Origin of the sequence: Bradyrhizobium hereditatis, from assembly GCF_020329435.1 — a bacterium.
GTDB classification, from domain to species: Bacteria; Pseudomonadota; Alphaproteobacteria; order Rhizobiales; family Xanthobacteraceae; genus Bradyrhizobium; species Bradyrhizobium hereditatis.
The window spans coordinates 46,721-66,254 of the sequence record NZ_JAGKJK010000013.1 but is presented as its reverse complement, the minus strand read 5'-3'; the positions used below and the strand labels follow the sequence as shown (position 1 = coordinate 66,254).

Genomic DNA, 19,534 nt, shown 5'->3' with positions numbered 1-19,534 from the left:
GTCGATATTGCATGGCCAGAGCGGACAGGGGCGATGTGAATGATGTCAATGATGTACCAAGCCTATCAGAACCACATGGACCTGACGGCGCCATGGCGGACCGGGGCTGCATCGGCATTGAGATATCTCAACCTGGTGCCACAGGGCGTCTCCGACAGGTTATTCGGCCGCCTTGCCGCCGCGCTGGAACTGATCTCGCGCTCCTCCCTCACCTATGACCGGCCGGCCTATGGCATCGATCGCGTGCTGGTCGGCAACCGGGAGCTCGACGTGACTGAGAAAGTTGCCTTCGCCACCCCGTTCGGCTCGCTCCTGCATTTCAAGAAGGAGAACGGGCCCGAACAACCGCGGCTGCTCTTGGTGGCGCCGATGTCCGGGCATTTCGCGACGCTGTTGCGTGGCACCGTGAAGACGCTGCTGCAGGACCACGACGTCTACATCACCGACTGGCACAATCCTCGCGATATTCCGCTTCAAGCCGGCCGCTTTGGCCTGGAGGACTACACCGACCACCTGATCACCTTTCTCGACCAGATCGGCCCGCGCGCGCATATGGTGGCGATCTGCCAGCCGTCGGTATCGGCGCTGGCTGCGGCAGCCGTGATGTCTGAAGACAACCATCCGGCGCGCCCGGCCACGCTGACTCTGATGGCGGGGCCGATCGACACGCGGATCCAGCCGACCAGGGTCAACGAATTCGCCAAGAGCAAGCCGCTCAGATGGTTCGAGAGAAACCTGATCAATTACGTGCCGGTGCAATGCAAGGGCGCGTTCCGCAAGGTCTATCCCGGCTTCGTGCAGCTCACCGCCTTCGTCTCGATGAACCTCGAGCGCCACATCAAGCAGCACATCGATCTCGCCAATCACCTGGCGAAGGGCGAGCGGGAGAAGGCCGAAATCATCAAGAACTTCTACGACGAATATTTTGCCGTGATGGACCTGCCGGCAGAATTCTATATCGAGACGGTACGCGACGTGTTTCAGGAGCATCTGTTGCCGCAGGGCAGACTGATGCATCGCGGCCGGCCGGTGAACCCGGCCTCGATCCGGCGCATGGGCCTGATGACGGTCGAAGGCGAAAAGGACGACATCTGTTCGATCGGCCAGACGCTCGCCGCACAGGACCTCTGCACCGGCGTGCGCGCCTATCGCAAGGTGCATCACATGCAGGCCGGCGTCGGCCATTACGGCGTGTTCTCCGGCAAGCGCTGGAATAACGAGATCTATCCGCTGCTGCGGGATTTCGTGCATGTGAACTCGTGATCTGTAGTCACCTCTCCCGCTTGCGGGGGAGGTCGACGTGCTCGAAGAGCACGGCGGGTGGGGGAAATCTCTCCCGGAATGCTGGCATCCGTTATGCGGCGGCACCCCCACCCTAGCCCTCCCCCGCAAGCGGGAGAGGGAACGAACCGCGATTGACGAACTAGTTGTGCTTTGCTCCTCACGCTAACATTCTTCCAAGGGAGGCCGTTCAAGAGTCGCCTCGGGAGGAACCATCATGCGGCTTTCAAAATCTCTTCGCGCCCTCACGCTCGCCATTCTCGGCAGCTTCCTGCTGACCGTCGCGGCCTCTGCCGCGGAGGTGCGGGTGATGATCTCGGGCGGATTGTCGGCGGCCTACAAGGCGCTGGTGCCGGAATTCGAGCGCAGCACGGGCCACAAGGTGCTGACCGCCTATGGGCCGTCGATGGGCACGACGACGAATGCCATTCCCGTGCGGCTGGAGCGAGGCGAGCCAGCCGACGTCCTGATCATGGTCGGCTATGCGCTCGAGGATCTCGCCAAGAAGGGCAAGGTCGCCGCCGGCACCAGCGTTGATCTCGTCAAATCGCCGATCGGCATCGCGGTGAAGTCAGGCGCGCCGAAGCCGGACATTTCTACGGCGGATGCGGTCAAGCGTGCCCTGCTCGCAGCGAAGACCATTGCCTATTCCGACAGTGCCAGCGGCGTCTATGTTTCGACCGAGATGTTCGACAAGCTCGGCATCAAGGAGGCGATGCAGGGCAAGGCGCGGAAAATTCCGGCAACGCCGGTCGGCGAAATCGTCGCCCATGGCGAGGCCGAGATCGGCTTCCAGCAGATGAGCGAACTAAAGCCCGTCGAAGGCATCGACATTGTCGGCCCGCTGCCGGACGAGTTGCAGAAGATCACGGTCTTTTCCGCAGGCATCGCCAGCGTCTCCAAGGGGCCCGACGCCGGCAAGGCGCTGATCAAGTTCCTCGCTTCACCCGCCGCGCGGCCCGAACTCGTCAAGAGCGGGCTGGATCCGATTGCCACGACGAACTAGGCTTGTCATCGCCCGACGTCGATCGGGCGATCCAGTACCCTGCAGCCCGCATTGTGAAAGAAAAATTGACGACACGGAGTACTGGATGCCCCGCCTGAAGCGGGGCATGACAGGTATCACCGATGCATGTGCTGCATCGCCAGCAGCACGATCACGGCGAGCGCCAGGACGACCGTCGTGCTCTTCCAGAACAATAGCGGATTGCGCTCGATCAGCGGAGTCGATGATGTCGAGAGATAGTTCGCGTTGGGATGGCGCAGGTCGAACAAAAATTCCGAAAAACTGTCGTAGCGCTTCAGGGGATTGGGGTGCACGGCCTTTTCGAGCGTGCCGTCGATCCATTGCGGTATGTCGCGGTCGCCGTGCGATGCCGGGCGGTAGACCAGCCTGCTGAACTGCGACCGCGTCCGCGCCTTTGCGATCTGCGCGCCGTAGGGCAATTTTCCAGTCAGCATCTGATAGGTGATGACACCGAGCGAAAACAGGTCGGAGCGCGTCGTGGCGCGCTCGCCGAGGAAATATTCGGGCGCGGTATATTGCTGGGTGCCGAGAATGTCGTTGCGCATGCCTGACGGCTCGGCTTCGACAACACCGGTGATTTTCGTCGAACCGAAATCGATGATCTTCACGGTGCCCGTGGCGTCGATCATGATGTTGTCGGGCCTGATGTCCTGGTGCAGCATCTCCTTGCGGTGGAAGGCGCGCAGGCCCTTGGCGATCTGCTCGACGATGCCGCGCACAGTCTCCAGGCTGGGCTTTGGATTGTCGATCATCCACTGCGTCAGCGTCTGCCCGTCGATATATTCGGTTGCGACATAGAGGAAGTTGCGCTTGCGCTGCAAAAGGCAGGGCTTCAGCACATGCGGACTGTCGATCCGCCGCGCCACCCACTCCTCCATCATGAACCGCTTCAGGTAGGCCGGATCATCGCGCAGGTCGATCGAGGGAATCTTGATGGTGACGACCGCGTCGGTCTCGATGTCGACGGCGAGATAGATGTGGCTGCGGCTCGAGCCGTGCAGCTCGCGGACGATCCGGTAGCCGTCGAACACGGCGCGCGCCTCCAGAAGCGGCGGCAGCGGCAGCTCGTGCGGCTGCGCGAACACTTCGGCCGCGGCGCCGTCCGGCACCTCGTCGACGCGGACGATCTGGATGGTGAGATTGTCCTTGCTGCCGAGATCGAACGCCATTTCGACGATCGCCCTGGCCGCCTGATCGAGGTCCGCCGCACCATCCTTGATCGCCCGCGCAATGACGCGGTCGGCGACATGCTCGTAGATGCCGTCGGTCACCAGCACGAAAACGTCGCCCTTCTCGACCTTGAAGGTCAGGTAATCGATTTCGACCTGCGGATTCACGCCAAGGGCGCGGCCGAGATAGCTCTGCTCGGAAGAAATGACGACGCGGTGGTCGTTGGTCAATTGCTCGAGCGAGTTGCCGGAGAGGCGATAGATCCGGGAATCGCCGATATGAAAGAGATGCGCCGTGGTCGACTTGATCACGATGGCGCTGAGCGTGCAGACGTACCCGCGATCCTTGTCATAGGCATACTGGCTGCGCGTCTGCGAATGCAGCCAGGAATTGGTCGCCTCCAGCACGCGCTGCGCCGAGGTGCGCACCGACCAGGATTCCGAGGTGCAGTAATAGTCGGTCAGGAATCCCTTCACCGCAGATTCCGCGGCGACGCGGGAAACCCTGCTCGTACTGATGCCGTCGGCCAGCACGATGGAAATGCCCTTGAGACTGAGCAACGGCTCGTCCGGGATCAGGACGCCATGGAAATCCTGGTTGGTTTCCTTAGCTCCCTTATCGGAAAATTGTCCGACCGATATTTTCAGCTCGCGCGGCATTCCCGCCCTTTACGACGATGGGCCTCTCCCCTTGCGAGGAGAGGCCCATCCTCATCTCAAGATCAAGCGGCAATGCGCGAGGACGGCCGCGAAGATGCCGCAGCCGACGCGCTGCGCGACGGGCCAGTCTTGACGTGGGTCGCGTACAGCGTCAGCCCGGTGAAGGCGAGGCCGCCGACGAGGTTACCGACCACGGTCGGGATCTCGTTCCAGATCAGATAGTCCCACCAGGTGAATTTGCCGCCGAGCAGAAGACCGGACGGGAACAGGAACATGTTCACGATGGAATGCTCGAAAGTCATGAAGAAGAACAGCATGATCGGCATCCACATCGCGATCACCTTGCCGCTGACATGGGTGGAGATCATCGCACCGACGACGCCGGCGGAAACCATCCAGTTGCAGAGCATGCCGCGGATGAACAGCGTCAGCATGCCGGCCGCGCCATGGTCGGCATAGCCGACGGTGCGGCTTTCGCCGATGGTGCCGATCACCTGGCCGACCTTGTCCGGCGCCTGCGACCAGCCGAAGGTGAACACGATCGACATCATCACGGCGACCGTGAAGGCGCCCGCGAAATTGCCGATGAAGACGAGGCCCCAATTGCGCAGCACGCCGCCGAGCGTCACGCCCGGGCGCTTGTCGATCAGCGCGAGCGGCGCCAGCACGAACACGCCGGTGAGCAGGTCGAAGCCGAGCAGATACAGCATGCAGAAGCCAACTGGGAACAGCGCGGCGCCGACGATCGGTACGCCGGTCTGCACGTTGATGGTGATCGCAAACGCCGCGGCGAGCGCGAGGATTGCCCCGGCCATGTAGGCGCGGATGACCGTATCGCGCGTCGACATGAAGATTTTGGATTCTCCGGCGTCGACCATCTTGGTCACGAATTCCGAAGGCGCGAGATAGGCCATTCCATTCCCCTTTGCGAGACAAGGTTGAAGCGCGCCGGATGCTGCGCAGCCGTGCACCGATCGAGTGAAAAATCTTGCCGTCCTCGTGCGCGACGAATCCGATGCCGCCTTTGAGCGGCACAGAACGACGCAGGTCACGCCCAGGGATAAGGATGCGCGAGCTATCGTAAGGTGGTGGTCCCGAAGACTGCTCGAAGCGCCTCACGCGAGGCTGCTTGATCCCAACGCCTTCGGCCAACGCTGGCCATGGCAATCCGAAAGGACGGCAGTCGTCATTGACTGAGACAGGATTAAGCAATCGATGTGCCAACCCGAAATCGGGCCGTTGGCTCAAAAAAGCGCGTATTTTTACGTGGTTATGGCCCTATCGCGCGGTGCCTGGCCGAGGATCGATGCCTTGTATTTGTGCAGTTGCACAGATGTTAGCGCCTGCCGCAACGCCGCGCCCCGCCTATTTCGTCTGCGTCCGCACCGGCCGGTCCTTCAGGCCGTTATTGTCGTAGGCCTTGCGCAGCGTGCCGCTCGCGATCGCGTCGTTCATGAACTTGACCACGAACGCCAGCGACTGCGGACGATTGAGCGGTACGGCGACTGCCGTGACCGTCTGCTTGAAGGTTTCGTCGAGCACACGCGTGCCCGGGATCTGCTTGGCCATGGCATTGAGCTGGTCGCGCGACAACGCGAACGCGTCGATCTCACCACTCTTGAGCAGGCCGAAGATTTCGTCATAGGTCTGATAGCCGGTCACCTTGGCGTTCTTCAGATGCGCGATCGCGCCGCGCATCGTGGTTGTGTTGTTGACGGCAGCGACCCTGACGCCCGGCTGATCGAGGGTTGCGAAATTCGTGATCGTTGAGCCCGGCTTGACGATGTAGGTCGCGTCCGCAACCTCGTAGATCGGCCCGAACGCCATCCTGCCTTCGCGCTCCGGATCTTTGGGCAGGAAGGTGACGTCCCAGGTGCCTTTCGCGGCCGCATCGACGATCTGGCCGGAATTGTTGTGCGGGACATATTCGACGGGCACGCCAAGCTGCTCCGCCATCGCCTTGCCGAGATCGACCGGCACGCCGGCATAACCTGTCTCGGTCTTGGTCGACCAGAACGCACCGCCAGCCGGGCTGATCGCAATCGCCACCCGCAGCTTGCCGGTCGGCGCGATCTCATCCTTCAACGCATCTGCCGCAGCGGGCGCTGTCATCATCACTGTCCATCCCAGAAAGAGGCCGATTATCCGCGGCGAAAGTTGATTGAACATCGCAAGGCTCCTTCTCTCTCCCAGCGACACGTCTCGCATTCATCCTTGTCGAGGATGATCAGCGCTTCTTCTTTGCAGCCGCGCCTTTCTGTGCCGCCGCGGCCGGCGTTGCCGGCTCCGTCTCGAACTTGCCGATCGCAATGATCTGTACGCGCGCGTTGGCAGGCGCTGCCGGGCGATTGACATCCTGCAACTGTTCCTCACCCAGCCCAAGCGCCTGCAGCCGCTTCGGATGCACCTTGAAGGTGTTCACCAGCACATCACGGATCGAGTCGGCGCGCCGCTGGCTCAAGATCAGATTGTGGTCGCGCCGCCCGGCAGCTTCGACATGGTCGACGATCAGATAGCGGTAGGGCCGCGTTTTTGGATCGGTCAGTGCGTCCGCGATGGTGCCGATGGTCTGGTAGGAGGCCGGCCGGACGAGCGAAGAATCCTGATCGAACACGATATCGAAACGGACTTGCGGCAGCTTCGTCAGTTGCGGCGCGATCGGCGGCCGCTTTTGCGGCTGGGCATCTGCCCTCGCCTTGATGCGGTCGGCGGCCTGCTGACGCAAGGCGGCAATGTCGATATCCGCCTCGCCATCGACGGCGAGCTTTTCGATGATATCTGCGGTCGAGGTTGCAGTTTGCGCCTGTGCCACCGCCATCGGCAACGCAAACAGGGCCGAGACGCCCAGCAAGAGATCGAGGCCGCGCAGTTTCCTTACCCCACGCATCAATGATACCCCGCCGCGCTGATCGCCTTGTTGCAGTTCGGCGTCGCCTTCTTGGTGGACTCCAGGAGGCACTGCAGGCCCTTGACGGGATCGGTCCGAACCTCGCCGCAGAAACGGTTCAATTCCCAATTGCACAGTTTGACGAGCGAGGTACGCGCGGTGACGCGCGCCTGGATGGCGCCAAGCGCTTGTGGAAAATCCGCCTTGCACTTCGCAGACACCACGTCCTGGTTGCGGTTCAGGCACTCCCGCAGCCGCGTCGCGTCGAGATTGACGCCGCGGCAGTTGTCGTCGATGTCCTTGCCGCAGCTCGCGGCCAACATGGCCCCAGCCTCCTCGAACTTCATGGCCTGCTGCGCTGCCGCCAGCGAAGGCGTCGAGATCGCAATGATGCAAAGGAAAAGCCGGATTCGGGTCATGCGCGCACCTCACACAAGGAGGGTAGCCATGGTCAAGTGCTCTGTTTGATCTAGTTACGTTCTCGTCGAGCTATTGCGCCGCAGCAAATCGTCGCGGGTGGCCGAGGCGACGCCTCGCTATCCATGCCGCAGCCGCCTATGACAGCTTGATGACGCCGTGAGCTCGCCGCCAGCAGGACGTCATGGCGCAGTCTGCGCCGCCGGCGCCTTGATCTCCTGCGGCAGGATGAACGCCGCCACGATCACCAAGAGGCATAGCGCGCCGAACGCCTGCAGCATGGTGGCAAAGCCGCCCTGCTCATAAAGCCACGCCACGAGACCGACGGAGGCGCCCGCCGCGGTGAAGCCGACGAAGTAGCGCACCGAATAGGCGCGCGAGCGCCACTCCTCGGTGGTGTACTTGCCGACCATGGCGTCGTTGACCGTGACTTGCCCGAACGCGCCCATCACGATGCCGATGGAAGCGATGATCAGCGGCAGGTTCGACAGCGTCGCCGCAAAATACATGAATGGCGCCAGCAGAAATGACAGTGGCAGCATCACGGTCTTCAGCGAATAATGGTCGATCAACTTGCCGATGGTGTACTGCGTCATCGCGCCGAAGACATAGACACCGGCCGCGATGACCCCGAGCATGGCCGGGCTATCGGTCATGCCGGCTAGCCGCTCGGCGAACAGTTTCGGCATCGCAACCGTGATGGCGTTGAAGGTGGTGGAGATCGCGATCACGACGATCAATAGCGCCAAGAACACCCGCCACATGTCCTGCTTCGCCACGCGCGCCTGCGCCGCCGCCTGCCGGGTGCCGGTGCGGTTCTCGTGCACCACCATCAGTGCAAAGGCCACACCGAGCAGGATTGTGATGATCCCGGGGATGATGAAGGCCGCGCGCCAGCCGAGATACTGCCCGATCACGCCGGTGACCAGCGCCGACGACGCGACGCCGAGATTGCCCCAGACGCCGTTCAGGCCCATTTCGCGACCGAGCTTGTCGGCATAGGACACGATCATCGCGGTGCCGACCGGATGATAGATCGAGGCGAACAGCCCGATCGCAAGCAGCGCGGCCCCGAGTTGCAGCGGTGTCTGCACGAAGCCGACCGCGATCATCGAAGCGCCGATGCCGATGAAGAAGATCACCATCATGTGGCGGCGGCTCCAGCGGTCGCCGAGCCAGCCGGTGACGAGCGAGCCGGCACCGAACGCCACGAAGCCCGGGGTGGCGTAAGGCAATAGTTCCGAATAGGCCATGCCAAGCGCCGGGCCCATGATGATGACGGCGGCAGCGAAAATCAGCATCGAATAATGGTCGATGAAGTGGGCGGCGTTAACGAAGGTGATCACCCGACTGGGGCTGTTCATGGTCGATTCCCGAATCCCGCAATGTTGCGAAATAGGTTATACGGGGTAGTCCTGACGGGATGTCGCCAATGAATATCGCCGAAAAGCCAATTGCCGCTATTCTCGGGCGCCGCACCTCGACCGGCGACGGCATCCACATGATCGCCAACAGCTATCGGAAGGGCTTTCGGATCGAGACCCACATGCACCGGGAGGCGCAACTGGTCTATGCGGCGAAGGGCACCATGCAGGTGACGACGCCGAACGGCCGCTGGCTGGTGCCGCCGGACCGCGCGGTGTGGGTCCCTGCACTATCCGAACATGCGATCGACGTGCTCGCCGACATCGAGATGCGCACGCTCTACTTCGAGCTCGACTGGCTGAGGCGCGAGGTGCGCAGCCACAGTCTCGAGGCCGAATTCGTGGTGCGGGTGTCGCCGCTCCTGCACCAGACGATTCTCGCTTTGTTCGATGACCGCAGCGACCCTGAGCGAACCGCGCTCTTGCTGCGGCTCGCCATGATGGAGCTCGATCGCGCCGAGGATTCCGCGACTTTCATCCCGCTGCCGCGTGAGCCGCGCTGCCGGCGCGCCGCCCACATCGTGCTCGCCGACCCGACTGCCGACCACGAAATCGAGAACCTGGCGAGCGAGGTCGGCACCTCGGCGCGGACGCTGTCGCGGCTGTTCTCGTCGGAGACGCAATTGAGCTTCAAGAGCTGGTGCCAGCGCGCGCGGATTGTAGCGGCGATCGAGAAACTGTCGACGCACGCCGGCGTCTCCGTCAAGCAGCTCGCCTCGGATCTGGGCTATGCCAGTGTCCCTGCGTTCTCTCACGCCTTCCGGCAGGTCACCGGCAAGACACCGACGGAATTCGCCGGCAAGGCGTGAAGCGATGACATCGTATTGTCGTCATTACCCGCGAAATCGGGTAATGTAGTATTCCAGAGACCGTAGCGACCAATTGATAGGCCTCGGCGTACTGGATGCCCCGCATACGCGGGGCATGACGACTTGGGTGATCTTGATTGTGATCGGCACAATTCTAAATTCCGTCTAAGGTTCGCAAAACCCCCGCTGGATTCGACCCGCCACATGGCCAATGCCTTCTTCTCCGATCTGTTAGCCACGATATCAGAGCGCGGCCGCACGCTGCTTCGGCGTGCCGGCGGACCATCCGACGATGGTCAGGATGCGTCGGAATTGATCGAATTATGCGAGGCGCTGTTGTCGGGCCGCGGCGAAGCGTCCGGCACGGCGATGGCGCGCGATGTGCTCGACCGCTACCACGATCTCGACCCCGCCGGACGCCTGACCTTCTTCGAGACGATCGCCCGCGACTTTGGGCCCGACCGTGAGAAGTTGTCGCAAGCAATCGAGACTTGGCGCAACCAGCCGAACGACTCTGACGCCAGCGACCTTCACTTTGCTTCCGAGCCGCGGCGGCAGGAGCTGATCCGGCGGCTCAACCGCGCGCCAGGCGGCACCAGCGATCTCGTGGCGATGCGCGCCGATCTGCTTTCCCTGATGAAGGGCAACAAGGATTTGGCCGCGCTCGACCGCGACATGGTCCATCTACTGTCTTCTTGGTTCAACAGGGGATTTCTCGTGCTGCGGAGGATCGACTGGTCGACGCCGGCCAACATTCTGGAACAGATCATCCGTTACGAGGCCGTGCACGAAATCCGCGACTGGAACGATCTGCGCCGCCGCATCGACCCGGTCGACCGCCGCTGCTACGCCTTCTTCCATCCGCAGCTCAACGACGAGCCGCTGATTTTCGTCGAGGTGGCGCTGACCGAGGCCATCCCGACCGCGATCGCGCCGCTGCTTGCCGCCGAGCGTCAGCCGGTGCCGATCGAACGCGCGCGCACCGCCGTATTCTATTCGATCTCGAACACGCAAAAGGGGCTTGGCGGCATTTCCTTCGGCAGCTTCCTGATCAAGCAGGTGGTCGAGGAATTGCGGCGCGAATTACCGAAGCTCGATACGTTCATCACGCTGTCGCCGGTGCCCGGCTTCATGCAATGGCTGAAGAAGGCCGACGACGTTCCGCTCAGTGAGGAGGAACGGGCGCTGCTGGAAGTCCTCGATAAGCCGGACTGGTTCGAAAATGCCGAACTGACCGCGCAACTGCGCGCCGTGCTGGAGCCGCTTGCCGCGCATTATTTCCTGAAAGCGCGCACGTCAAAGGGACGGTTGGTCGATTCGGTCGCCCGCTTCCATATCGGCAACGGCGCACGGCTGGAGAAGATCAACTGGCTCGGCGATCTCTCGCCCAAGGGCCTGCGCGAATCCGCAAGTATCATGGTCAATTATCTCTACCGGCTCGAGGACATCGAGAAGAACCATGAGGCCTACGCCAACCAGGGCGAGATCGCGGCCTCCAGCGCGGTGAAGAAGCTGCTGAAGAACGAGGGACGGCGGCTCCTGGATATGCGGCTGTCGTAGGCGCGTTTTATTTTCGTAACCCTTATTGGACTCATGCGGCGATGATCGACTGGAGCGATAGCCGAGAGGGCGTGGACTGGCGCGAGTTGGAGGCGCTGTATCGCGCAGCGCCGCTCGGCAACAAGAACGCGGTCGACCTGGAAATCGTCTTCGGCAATAGCATGTTCTGTTGCTTTGCCCGCGACAATGGCCGCCTCGTCGGCGCCGGCCGTGTCCTGGCTGATGGACGCGATTGCGCGTATCTCTGCGACGTGGCGGTGCTGCCGAGCCATCAGGGAACAGGCCTCGGCAAACAGATCATCGAACGGCTGCTCGCCAAGTCACAAGGGCACGCGAAGATCATCCTCTATGCGGTCGCCGGCCGCGAGCCGTTCTACGCGAAGTTCGGCTTCCTGCGGATGAAGACCGCGATGGCGATTTTCAGGAACCGGCAATCGGCGATCGACAAGGGGCTGTTGGCCGAGGGCTGATCGTGGACCTACGATCGCACCCATTACCTCTCTCGTCATGCCCGCCACCGGGTCTCGCCTTCGGCGAGCCCGATGACAGGCTCCGGCGGGCATCCAGTATTCGCCGACGTCAGAGATAAGCCGAGAAGCCGCGGCGTACTGGATCGTCCGCCCCAGTGCGCAATTGCGCACAAGGCGGACGATGACACCGTGTGTCAAGCCGCCAGCGCCTTCAGGCCTTGTACTCATAGAGCAACCGGGCGCGGATGGTGCCTTCCAGCGCCCGGATGTCGGCGAGCACGCGCTGGCCGTCGGCGGCAGACGCATCGACGTCCAGCACCACGTAGCCGACGTCGTGGGCGGTCTCGTAATATTGCGCGGCGATGTTGACGGCATGACGCGCGAGCACTTCGTTCAAACGCCCGAGCATGCCCGGCACGTTGCGCTGCACCTGAATGAAACGCGTGCCTGACGGCCGCGTCGGCAATTGAACCTGCGGGAAGTTGACGGCGCCCATGGTCGAGCCGGAATCGCTGTACTCGATCAGCTTGCGCGCGACTTCGGCGCCGATTCGCTCCTGCGCCTCTTCGGTCGAACCGCCGATGTGCGGCGTCAGAATGACGTTCTCCAGCCCCTGCAGCGGCGACACGAAGCGCTCGACGTTCGAGCGCGGCTCGACCGGAAAGACATCGACCGCGGCGCCGCGAAGCCTGTTTTCGCGCAGTGCCTCGGCCAGCGCTTCGAGGTCCACGACCGTGCCGCGGCTGTTGTTGATGAAATACGCCCCATGCTTGATCGCTCGAATCTCATCGCGCCCAATCATCCCGTGCGTGGCGGGAGTTTCCGGTACATGCAGGCTCACGACGTCGCTTTGCGCCAAGAGCTCATGCAGGCTCGCCGTCGGCTCGGTGTTGCCGTGACGAAGCCTGTCGGTGTGATCATAGAAAATCACCCGCATGCCCATCGCTTCCGCGAGGTTGGAGAGCTGCGAGCCGATATTGCCGTAACCGACGATGCCGAGCGTCTTGCCCCTCACCTCATAGCTGTCGTCGGCCGACTTGTCCCACCGGCCCTCATGGGCGGCGTTGGAGCGCGCGACGATCCGGCGCAGCAGGATGACGATCTCGCCGATCACAAGTTCGGCCACGCTGCGCGTATTGGAGAACGGCGCGTTGAACACCGGAATCCCGCTGCGGCGCGCGGCGTCGAGGTCCACCTGGTTGGTGCCGACGCTGAAACACCCGACCGCAATCAGGCGGTCCGCGGCGTCGAGAACATCCTTGGTGATTTGCGTGCGCGAGCGGATGCCGAGCAGATGCACGCCCTTGATGGCTTCTTTCAGCGCATCGCCTTCGAGCGCCTTGGACAGCCGTGTCATGTTGGAATAGCCGGCAGCCTCGATCATCTGCGCGGCGCTGTCGTTGACACCTTCAAGGAGCAAGACCCGGATCTTGTCCTTTGCGAGAGAGAGTTGGGGAAGCGTGCTGGCCAAGATCGCGGCGTCCTTCAACGATGGATAAACGGTAAACTGGCGGCCTGGAAATCCACGATCGGCGGCAGGGCGAACGCCCTGTCCAGGCCGCTGATTCCGGTCTTTCCTATGGCATCCAGCCCTACGCCGCCAGCGCCTTCATCTCACGCGTAGAGATCGGATTTCCCCCCGAAGCCGATGCTGGGGAGATCAGGCATGGTGATATGACCGTTCTCGACATGCACGCCATCGGGAAAACCGCCGTAGGGCTGGAACAGGTCGGGATAGCTCTCGTTGCCGCCAAGGCCGAGGCCGGCCGCGATGTTGAGCGACATCTGATGGCCGCCGTGCGGGATGCAGCGGCTCGGCGACCAGCCGTATGTCTTCAGCACCGCCAGCGTGCGCTGGTATTCGCACAGACCATAGGACAGCGCGCAATCGAACTGCAGCCAGTCACGATCAGGGCGCATGCCGCCATAGCGGATCAGATTTCTTGCATCCTGATGGCTGAACAGGTTTTCACCGGTCGCCATCGGTGCGGGATAGAATTCGGCGAGCGCGGCCTGTAGCGAAAAGTCGAGGGGATCGCCGGCCTCGTCGTACCAGAACAGCGGATATTCCCGCAGCATCTTGGCGTAGGCGATTGCGGTCTCCAGATCGAAGCGGCCGTTGGCGTGGACGGCGAGTTGCGCCTCGTTGCCGATCTCCTTCAGCACGGCCTCGATGCGCTCGCGGTCTTCCGCCATCGGCGCGCCGCCGATCTTCATCTTCACGACATTGTAGCCGCGGTCGAGATAGCCGCGCATCTCACCGCGCAGTGCGGCCAGGTCCTTGCCGGGATAGTAATAGCCGCCGGCGGCGTAGACGAACACGCGCGGATTGGCTTCCCGGCCATGGCGCTCGGCGAGCAGGCGGAACAGCGGCTTGCCGGCGATCTTCGCGACCGCATCCCACACCGCCATGTCGATGGTGCCGACGGCAACCGAGCGCTCGCCATGGCCGCCGGGCTTTTCATTCGCCATCATCGCCGCCCAGACCTTGTCAGGGTCGAGGTTGTCCCCGCTGGCGTCGAGCAAAGTCTTCGGGTCGGCCTCCTTCAGGCGCGGCGCAAAGCGCTCGCGGATCAGCCCGCCCTGACCGTAGCGACCGTTGGAATTGAAGCCGTAGCCGACGACGCGCTTGCCGTCGCGTACAACGTCGGTGACGACGGCAACGAGGCTCGTCGTCATCTTGGTGAAGTCGATATAGCGTTGCGGATCGGCGAGGAGATCGGTTTTGTCACCTCGCAGACGTCGACGATACGGACCGACATGGTGGTCACTTTCAGTGGCGAGAATGGGTACGGCGCGAGCTCCGCACCGTCATTGCGAGCGAAGCGAAGCAATCCATAGCACCGCAGGCGGAGACATGGATTGCTTTGTCGCTTCGCTCCTCGCAATGACGGCTGAGAGATCCCGCCTCAGGACTTCGGCTTATCGCGGAAATACGGCTCGACCGGGCCGTGCACCTTGATCGTCAGCGGGTTACCGTGACGATCCTTGGCGTTGCCGGCGGTGACGCGCACCCAGCCCTCGCTGATGCAATATTCCTCGACATTGGTCTTCTCAATGCCCTTGAAGCGAATGCCGACGTCGCGCGCGAGGATGTCGGCATTGTAGTACGGGCTGTTCGGATCGACCGAGAGGCGGTCGGGAAATTGGTCGCTCATCGACTTGTCGTTCTCGCTCACAGCAGTGCCTCGATTTCTTTTCTTAATCCTTCGGGCGTCGCAGTCGGCGCGTAACGCGCCACCGCCCTGCCCGACCGGTCGACCAGGAATTTGGTGAAATTCCATTTGATCGATGGTCCCAATAATCCCGATTTCGCGTTCTTCAGATGGTTGAACAACGGATGCGCTTGGGCACCGTTGACGTCGATCTTGGCGAACATCGGAAACGTCACGTCATACTTGCTTGCGCAGAACTCCTCGATTTGCCTCGCATCGCCCGGCTCCTGTCTGCCGAACTGGTTGCAGGGAAAGCCGAGCACCGCAAAACCGCGTAGCGCGAAGTCACGATGCAGCTGCTCCAGGCCTTTATACTGCGGCGTAAATCCGCAGGCGCTCGCGGTGTTGACGATCAGGAGCACCTGCCCCTCGAACCGCTTCAGCGGAACTTCTTCACCGGCAAGCGACTGCGCCGTGAAATCATAAACGCCTGGCATGGTCCTCTCTGTTCAGCTCGCCGGATCAATCGCCGCCGACGGCGTTCCGCCGGCTTCGATTGCCTCGCCCGCAGCGAGACACAAATCCTCGCGGTAACGCCCGGAAACCAGCTGCACGCCGACAGGAACGCGTCCGACCAGTCCGGTCGACACGGTTAGCCCGGGCAGCCCCATGAAGGGAATGGCGATCTGCGGCAATTGCGCATGCCAGACGCGCGCAAACGACGCCTCGTCCCTGAGATCGAGCTGATCGGGGAACGGCAATTCGCCGGAGACCGGCATCAGCAGCACGGCGTAGTTTTCGAAGAATGCCAGCCATTCGCGTGTCAAGGTCGCGCGCCGCGTCAGCGCTTTCGAGAGGTCGAACGGATGCACCTTGGCGCGATTGCCGCGCAGGCAGGCGAGCGCACCGGGATCGCCTTCGCGCTCGGCGGCTTCGAGCTGCGCCTCATATCCGTCGCCGAGCCAGAGCTTGGTCTGGAGATCGGCGGCCTCGAGCAGCGGCGGTGTATCGGTGATTTCCTCGACGATCCATCCCGCCCGCTCCAGCCGCTTGCCGGCATCGGTGACCGCAGCCTTCACTTCGGGGACGGGATCGAGGCCGTCAGGGTTGAGGCACATCGCGACACGCTTCGGCATCGCCGGGCTTTCCAGCGGCGCCGGCACCCACCAGGGATCGCGATAATCGCGCGCCGACATCGCCGCCAGCGCGATCCTGATGTCGCCGATGGTGCGGGCCAGCGGGCCCGAGACCGCGCTGATCTGTGGCCCGATTGGCCGTTCGGGCAGCGCAGCGTTGAATGCCGCGATGCGGCCCATGGTCGGCCGCAGGCCGTGCACGCCGCAGGCGTAAGCCGGATAGCGGATCGATCCCGCGATGTCGGTGCCGTGCGCGATATGCCCGATGCCGGCCGCAACCGCAGCCCCGGCGCCACCGGACGAGCCGCCCGGCGTGATCGCGGGATCGCGCGGGTTCTTGGTGTCGCCATGGATGAGATTGGAGGTGAACCAGCGATAGGAGAAGGCCGGACAATTGGTGCGCCCCAGAATGACCGCGCCGGCCTTGCGGAGATTGTCGATCACCGGGCTGTTGCTCTTCGCGATGGCGTCGCGCTGCAGCCTTAAGCCGTTGGTGGTGGCATAGCCCTGCTGGTCGATATTGACCTTCACCGTCACAGGCACGCCGCCAAGGGCACCTACGTCTTCGCCGCGCCCGATCGCGGCATCGACGGCGGAAGCCTGTGCCAGGACGTCCTCGGGCCGGTGGTCGACGACGGCATTGATCCTGGGATTGACCGCGTCAAGCCGCGCCAGCGCCGCGGTTGCCGCCTCGTTCGCCGAGACCTTTTTCGCCTTGATCAGCGAGGCCATTTCCGCAGCCGACAGGCGCCATAGATCTTGCATGCAAAACTCCATCCGATTGCCGCCCTTGTAGCGCCGGGCGAACGGCAATGCCAGCGGGGAGCCGTCCGGAAATTCGGAGTAGCGGGCCCCATCTCCCTCTCCCCGTTCTTCGCGGGGAGAGCGAGATTAAAGCTAGCGCACGTGGGCAATGTAATGGGCGAGATCGGCGATCTGGTCTGCCGCAATCGGCGCCATCACGTCGGCCATGCTGGCATCGTAGCCGTGGCGGCTGTTGTCCTTGTATTCGGTAAGCGTCTTGGCAAGATAGTCTTCGCGCTGGTTGGCGATGCGCGGGACGTTCTCCTTCCCGGACAGGTCGGGGTTGTGGCAGGTATCGCAGCGGTGCTGCTGCACCAGCGCCTGGCCGCGCTGCATCCGCGCTGGATCGACATTTTCCCCTGGCGGAGCAGGCTTTGGCATTTTGGCAATGAAGTCGGAGAACAGGCGCAGATCGTCGTCGGTCAGCGGCTTCGCCATCTCGTTCATCGGCTCGAAGGTGCGCAGCTTCTCGCGGAACATGAAGAGCTGGATCAGCGTATAAGGCGCCTGCTGGCCGCCCAGCGAGGGCGTGTTCTCGGTTTGCGATTGGCCGTTCTCGCCATGGCAGGCGAGGCATGGCGCGATGCGTTGTTCGATCGGTTCGGCGTTGGCTGTGGCCGCGATCAAAGCGAACGCCAGCATCGTCATTGTTTTGCGCATCGGCCAACTCCAGACACCGACGTCATCGCGAGGAGCTCGCGACAAAATTGCGATGCAATTTTGCGCTGAAGCGACGAAGCAATCCATCTATCTCCGCGTTGAGGCGTGAATTGCTTCGCTTCGCTCGCAATGACGGCTGAGGCTACTACTTCCCCGCCATCTTTGGCTTGCCGTAGGTGATGCGGTAGACGGCGCCGTTGTAGTCGTCGGAGACCAGGAGCGAGCCGTCCTTCATCTGCAGCACATCGACCGGGCGACCGATATACTTGTTGTCTTCCAGGAAGCCGGTGAGGAACGGCTCCATCGACTTCATCGTGCCGTCCTTGTTCAGCTTGGCGATGACGACGTCGCCGCCGATTTTTTTGGTGCGATTCCAAGAGCCGTGCCGGGCAATGATGGCGACGTTCTTGTAGGCCTTCGGGAACATGTTGCCGGTGTAGAAGCGCATGCCGAGCGCTGCTGAATGCGGACCCAAGAGGCCGACGGGCGCGGTGTATTCGCTGCAGGATTTACCCCAGCCGAATTCGGGATCGACGATATTTCCCTGCAGACAGAACGGTGCGCCGAAATGTTCGCCGACCTTGGTAATCCGGTTCAGCTCGTCCTCGGGCACGTCTTCCGACATCCAGTCTCGGCCGTTGTCGGTGAAGTAGAGCTGCTTGGTCTCAGGATGCCAATCGAAGCCGACGGTGTGGCGAACGCCGCGAACGATCACTTCCGCGCCTGAACCGTCGAGATTCATCCGGCGGATCAGGCCATGCTCGTCATCGTTGAGCACATTGTTGCCGGGCTGGCCGACGGGAGCGTAGAGCTTGTTGTCGGGACCGATGGCGATAAACTTCCAGCCATGGGCCTCGTCCTTCGGCAGCTTATCGAAGATCACGGTTGGCTTCGGTGGGTTATCCAGATTGTCTTCGACCTTCTCGATTTTGGAGATCTTGGACAGTTCAGCGATGTAGAGCGTGCCATCCTTGAAGGCGACGCCGTTCGGCCGGTACAGGCCTGATACCAGCACCTTGACCTCGCGTTTGCCGTCCTTGTTGACGATGGCATAGACCTTGTCGACCAGGCGGCTGCCGACGAACACCGTGCCCTTGTCGCCGAGCGCGAGTGAGCGGGCGTTCGCCATGCCGGCGGCATAGACTTCGATGTTGAAGCCGGCCGGCACCTTCAGCTTCGCTATCGGCAATTTGTCCGGTGCAGCCGGAATCGGTGGCGGCGCGATCGGCGCAAGCTTGGCGGCGGCATCATTGCCCGCGGGACGTCCGATTAACGGCGACCCCGGCGGAAGCGTGGGTGAGGCCGCAGTCCCGGCGGGGGGCGGCGCGCCGGCGGCCGGCGCCGTGGAAGGCGGCGGGGCGGCAACCGGCGGATCGGTGGCCTGCTGGGCAGCGGCATTCAGCGTGAAGGCGGTCAAGAAGGCGCCGGACAGCAACAGGCCGCGCGGCACCGACACGTAGTTCATCATGGGCGTTCTCCCTGGCGGAAGCCCTTCTCTTTGCGCGGGCCGATATGACGCCAGCGCCGGAGGCTTTCCCGGCCGGCACTCTCCATATTTGGCTACCGGTGTGCAATCGGAAACATACCGCGCGCAGGTTGCACCGCTAACAAAACGCAGTGCGAAGCCTTCGGTTCGCGCCGTCAGTGCCTAGTGATGGGACCGCCGGGCGCGTCGAGAATCGCTTCGGAGAATGGAAACTCCAGCACGATCTCGCCGTCATCGTCGGTGACTTCGATGGTGGCGCTGAGCAGCGCACCCTCGGCGCCATCCGTCTTAAGCAGTTCGCGGATCATGGCGCGGGCCATTTCCCAGGCGCGATCGGGATCGTGGAGCACTTCGCCCTCGGGATCGGAAATCAGCTCATCGCCGATACGGGTGTTGAAATAATATCGCGGCATCGGCGGACAGTTCACTTTCGTTGGGGGTCTCACAGACTGGAGACCGCATTTCTGAACAGGCTCTCTTTATGCGGCGCGCGCAGCGCCGCAACCCAGCATCGTCATTCGCAACGTCTCAAACAACCGGGAAACACCTGATCCCACGTTGTTTTGACCGGAAGTTCCCAGCAATTGCC

Annotated in this window: 18 protein-coding genes and 1 pseudogene; 5 read left to right on the top strand and 14 right to left on the bottom strand. The window is 62.6% G+C overall.

The window, feature by feature from the left end; genetic code table 11:
* Positions 1-39 precede the first annotated feature (39 nt).
* Both J6524_RS27195 and J6524_RS27190 read left to right on the top strand, forming a co-directional pair.
* On the top strand, positions 40-1,263 hold the full coding sequence (locus tag J6524_RS27195; protein ID WP_225676310.1) for a polyhydroxyalkanoate depolymerase: 1,224 nt from the start codon (positions 40-42) through the stop codon (positions 1,261-1,263).
* Positions 1,264-1,498: 235 nt separating this feature from the next.
* Positions 1,499-2,287, top strand: a complete 789-nt coding sequence (locus J6524_RS27190; RefSeq protein ID WP_225676308.1) for a substrate-binding domain-containing protein — start codon at positions 1,499-1,501, stop codon at positions 2,285-2,287.
* A 116-nt stretch (positions 2,288-2,403) separates the two neighbouring features.
* On the opposite strand, the gene J6524_RS27185 is transcribed toward J6524_RS27190, so the two are convergent.
* The 6 genes from J6524_RS27185 to J6524_RS27160 all read right to left on the bottom strand — a co-directional run bounded on the left by J6524_RS27185 (position 2,404) and on the right by J6524_RS27160 (position 8,805).
* Positions 2,404-4,137 carry a bifunctional protein-serine/threonine kinase/phosphatase gene (locus J6524_RS27185; protein ID WP_225676306.1) on the bottom strand — a complete coding sequence of 578 codons (1,734 nt, stop codon included), beginning with the start codon at positions 4,135-4,137 and terminating at the stop codon, positions 2,404-2,406.
* Positions 4,138-4,199: 62 nt separating this feature from the next.
* A complete protein-coding gene (locus tag J6524_RS27180) occupies positions 4,200-5,051 on the bottom strand; it encodes a formate/nitrite transporter family protein (RefSeq protein WP_225676304.1) in 852 nt (283 codons plus the stop codon).
* 451 nt (positions 5,052-5,502) lie between these two features.
* Positions 5,503-6,249, bottom strand: a complete 747-nt coding sequence (locus tag J6524_RS27175) for an ABC transporter substrate-binding protein (protein ID WP_225676619.1) — start codon at positions 6,247-6,249, stop codon at positions 5,503-5,505.
* Between the two features lie 115 nt (positions 6,250-6,364).
* Positions 6,365-7,024 (bottom strand): OmpA family protein, encoded by a 660-nt coding sequence (locus tag J6524_RS27170; RefSeq protein WP_225676302.1) that lies wholly within the window; start codon positions 7,022-7,024, stop codon positions 6,365-6,367.
* Positions 7,024-7,443: a hypothetical protein gene (locus J6524_RS27165; RefSeq protein WP_225676300.1), complete on the bottom strand. Its 420-nt coding sequence runs from the start codon at positions 7,441-7,443 to the stop codon at positions 7,024-7,026. Before J6524_RS27165 ends, J6524_RS27170 begins: the two co-directional genes overlap by 1 nt.
* A 180-nt stretch (positions 7,444-7,623) precedes the next feature.
* Positions 7,624-8,805, bottom strand: coding sequence for an MFS transporter (locus tag J6524_RS27160; protein ID WP_225676298.1), 1,182 nt, complete (start codon positions 8,803-8,805; stop codon positions 7,624-7,626).
* A 68-nt stretch (positions 8,806-8,873) separates the two neighbouring features.
* Here J6524_RS27160 and J6524_RS27155 point away from each other — a divergent pair, with 68 nt between their 5' ends.
* From J6524_RS27155 to J6524_RS27145, 3 genes are all read left to right on the top strand, one after another.
* Positions 8,874-9,674: an AraC family transcriptional regulator gene (locus tag J6524_RS27155; protein ID WP_225676297.1), complete on the top strand. Its 801-nt coding sequence runs from the start codon at positions 8,874-8,876 to the stop codon at positions 9,672-9,674.
* 204 nt (positions 9,675-9,878) lie between these two features.
* A complete protein-coding gene (locus J6524_RS27150; protein WP_225676295.1) occupies positions 9,879-11,234 on the top strand; it encodes a malonyl-CoA decarboxylase in 1,356 nt (451 codons plus the stop codon).
* Between the two features lie 41 nt (positions 11,235-11,275).
* The gene (locus tag J6524_RS27145; RefSeq protein WP_225676293.1) at positions 11,276-11,704 is read left to right on the top strand and encodes a GNAT family N-acetyltransferase; all 429 of its coding nucleotides are present in this window, start codon (positions 11,276-11,278) and stop codon (positions 11,702-11,704) included.
* A 211-nt stretch (positions 11,705-11,915) separates the two neighbouring features.
* On the opposite strand, the gene serA is transcribed toward J6524_RS27145, so the two are convergent.
* From serA to J6524_RS27105, 8 genes and pseudogenes are all read right to left on the bottom strand, one after another.
* Positions 11,916-13,175, bottom strand: coding sequence for a phosphoglycerate dehydrogenase (serA, locus tag J6524_RS27140; RefSeq protein WP_225676291.1), 1,260 nt, complete (start codon positions 13,173-13,175; stop codon positions 11,916-11,918).
* A 121-nt stretch (positions 13,176-13,296) separates the two neighbouring features.
* Positions 13,297-14,466, bottom strand: a pseudogene (locus tag J6524_RS27135) (mandelate racemase/muconate lactonizing enzyme family protein).
* A 147-nt stretch (positions 14,467-14,613) separates the two neighbouring features.
* Positions 14,614-14,862 carry a DUF3297 family protein gene (locus J6524_RS27130; protein ID WP_225676289.1) on the bottom strand — a complete coding sequence of 83 codons (249 nt, stop codon included), beginning with the start codon at positions 14,860-14,862 and terminating at the stop codon, positions 14,614-14,616.
* Positions 14,863-14,879: 17 nt separating this feature from the next.
* A complete protein-coding gene (locus J6524_RS27125) occupies positions 14,880-15,356 on the bottom strand; it encodes a glutathione peroxidase (RefSeq protein ID WP_225676286.1) in 477 nt (158 codons plus the stop codon).
* 12 nt (positions 15,357-15,368) lie between these two features.
* Positions 15,369-16,760 carry an amidase family protein gene (locus tag J6524_RS27120; protein ID WP_225676284.1) on the bottom strand — a complete coding sequence of 464 codons (1,392 nt, stop codon included), beginning with the start codon at positions 16,758-16,760 and terminating at the stop codon, positions 15,369-15,371.
* A 132-nt stretch (positions 16,761-16,892) separates the two neighbouring features.
* Positions 16,893-17,459, bottom strand: a complete 567-nt coding sequence (locus J6524_RS27115; protein ID WP_225676282.1) for a c-type cytochrome — start codon at positions 17,457-17,459, stop codon at positions 16,893-16,895.
* A 145-nt stretch (positions 17,460-17,604) separates the two neighbouring features.
* On the bottom strand, positions 17,605-18,927 hold the full coding sequence (locus tag J6524_RS27110; protein WP_225676280.1) for a PQQ-dependent sugar dehydrogenase: 1,323 nt from the start codon (positions 18,925-18,927) through the stop codon (positions 17,605-17,607).
* A gap of 173 nt (positions 18,928-19,100) precedes the next feature.
* Positions 19,101-19,358 (bottom strand): DUF6894 family protein, encoded by a 258-nt coding sequence (locus J6524_RS27105; protein WP_225676278.1) that lies wholly within the window; start codon positions 19,356-19,358, stop codon positions 19,101-19,103.
* Positions 19,359-19,534 lie beyond the last annotated feature (176 nt).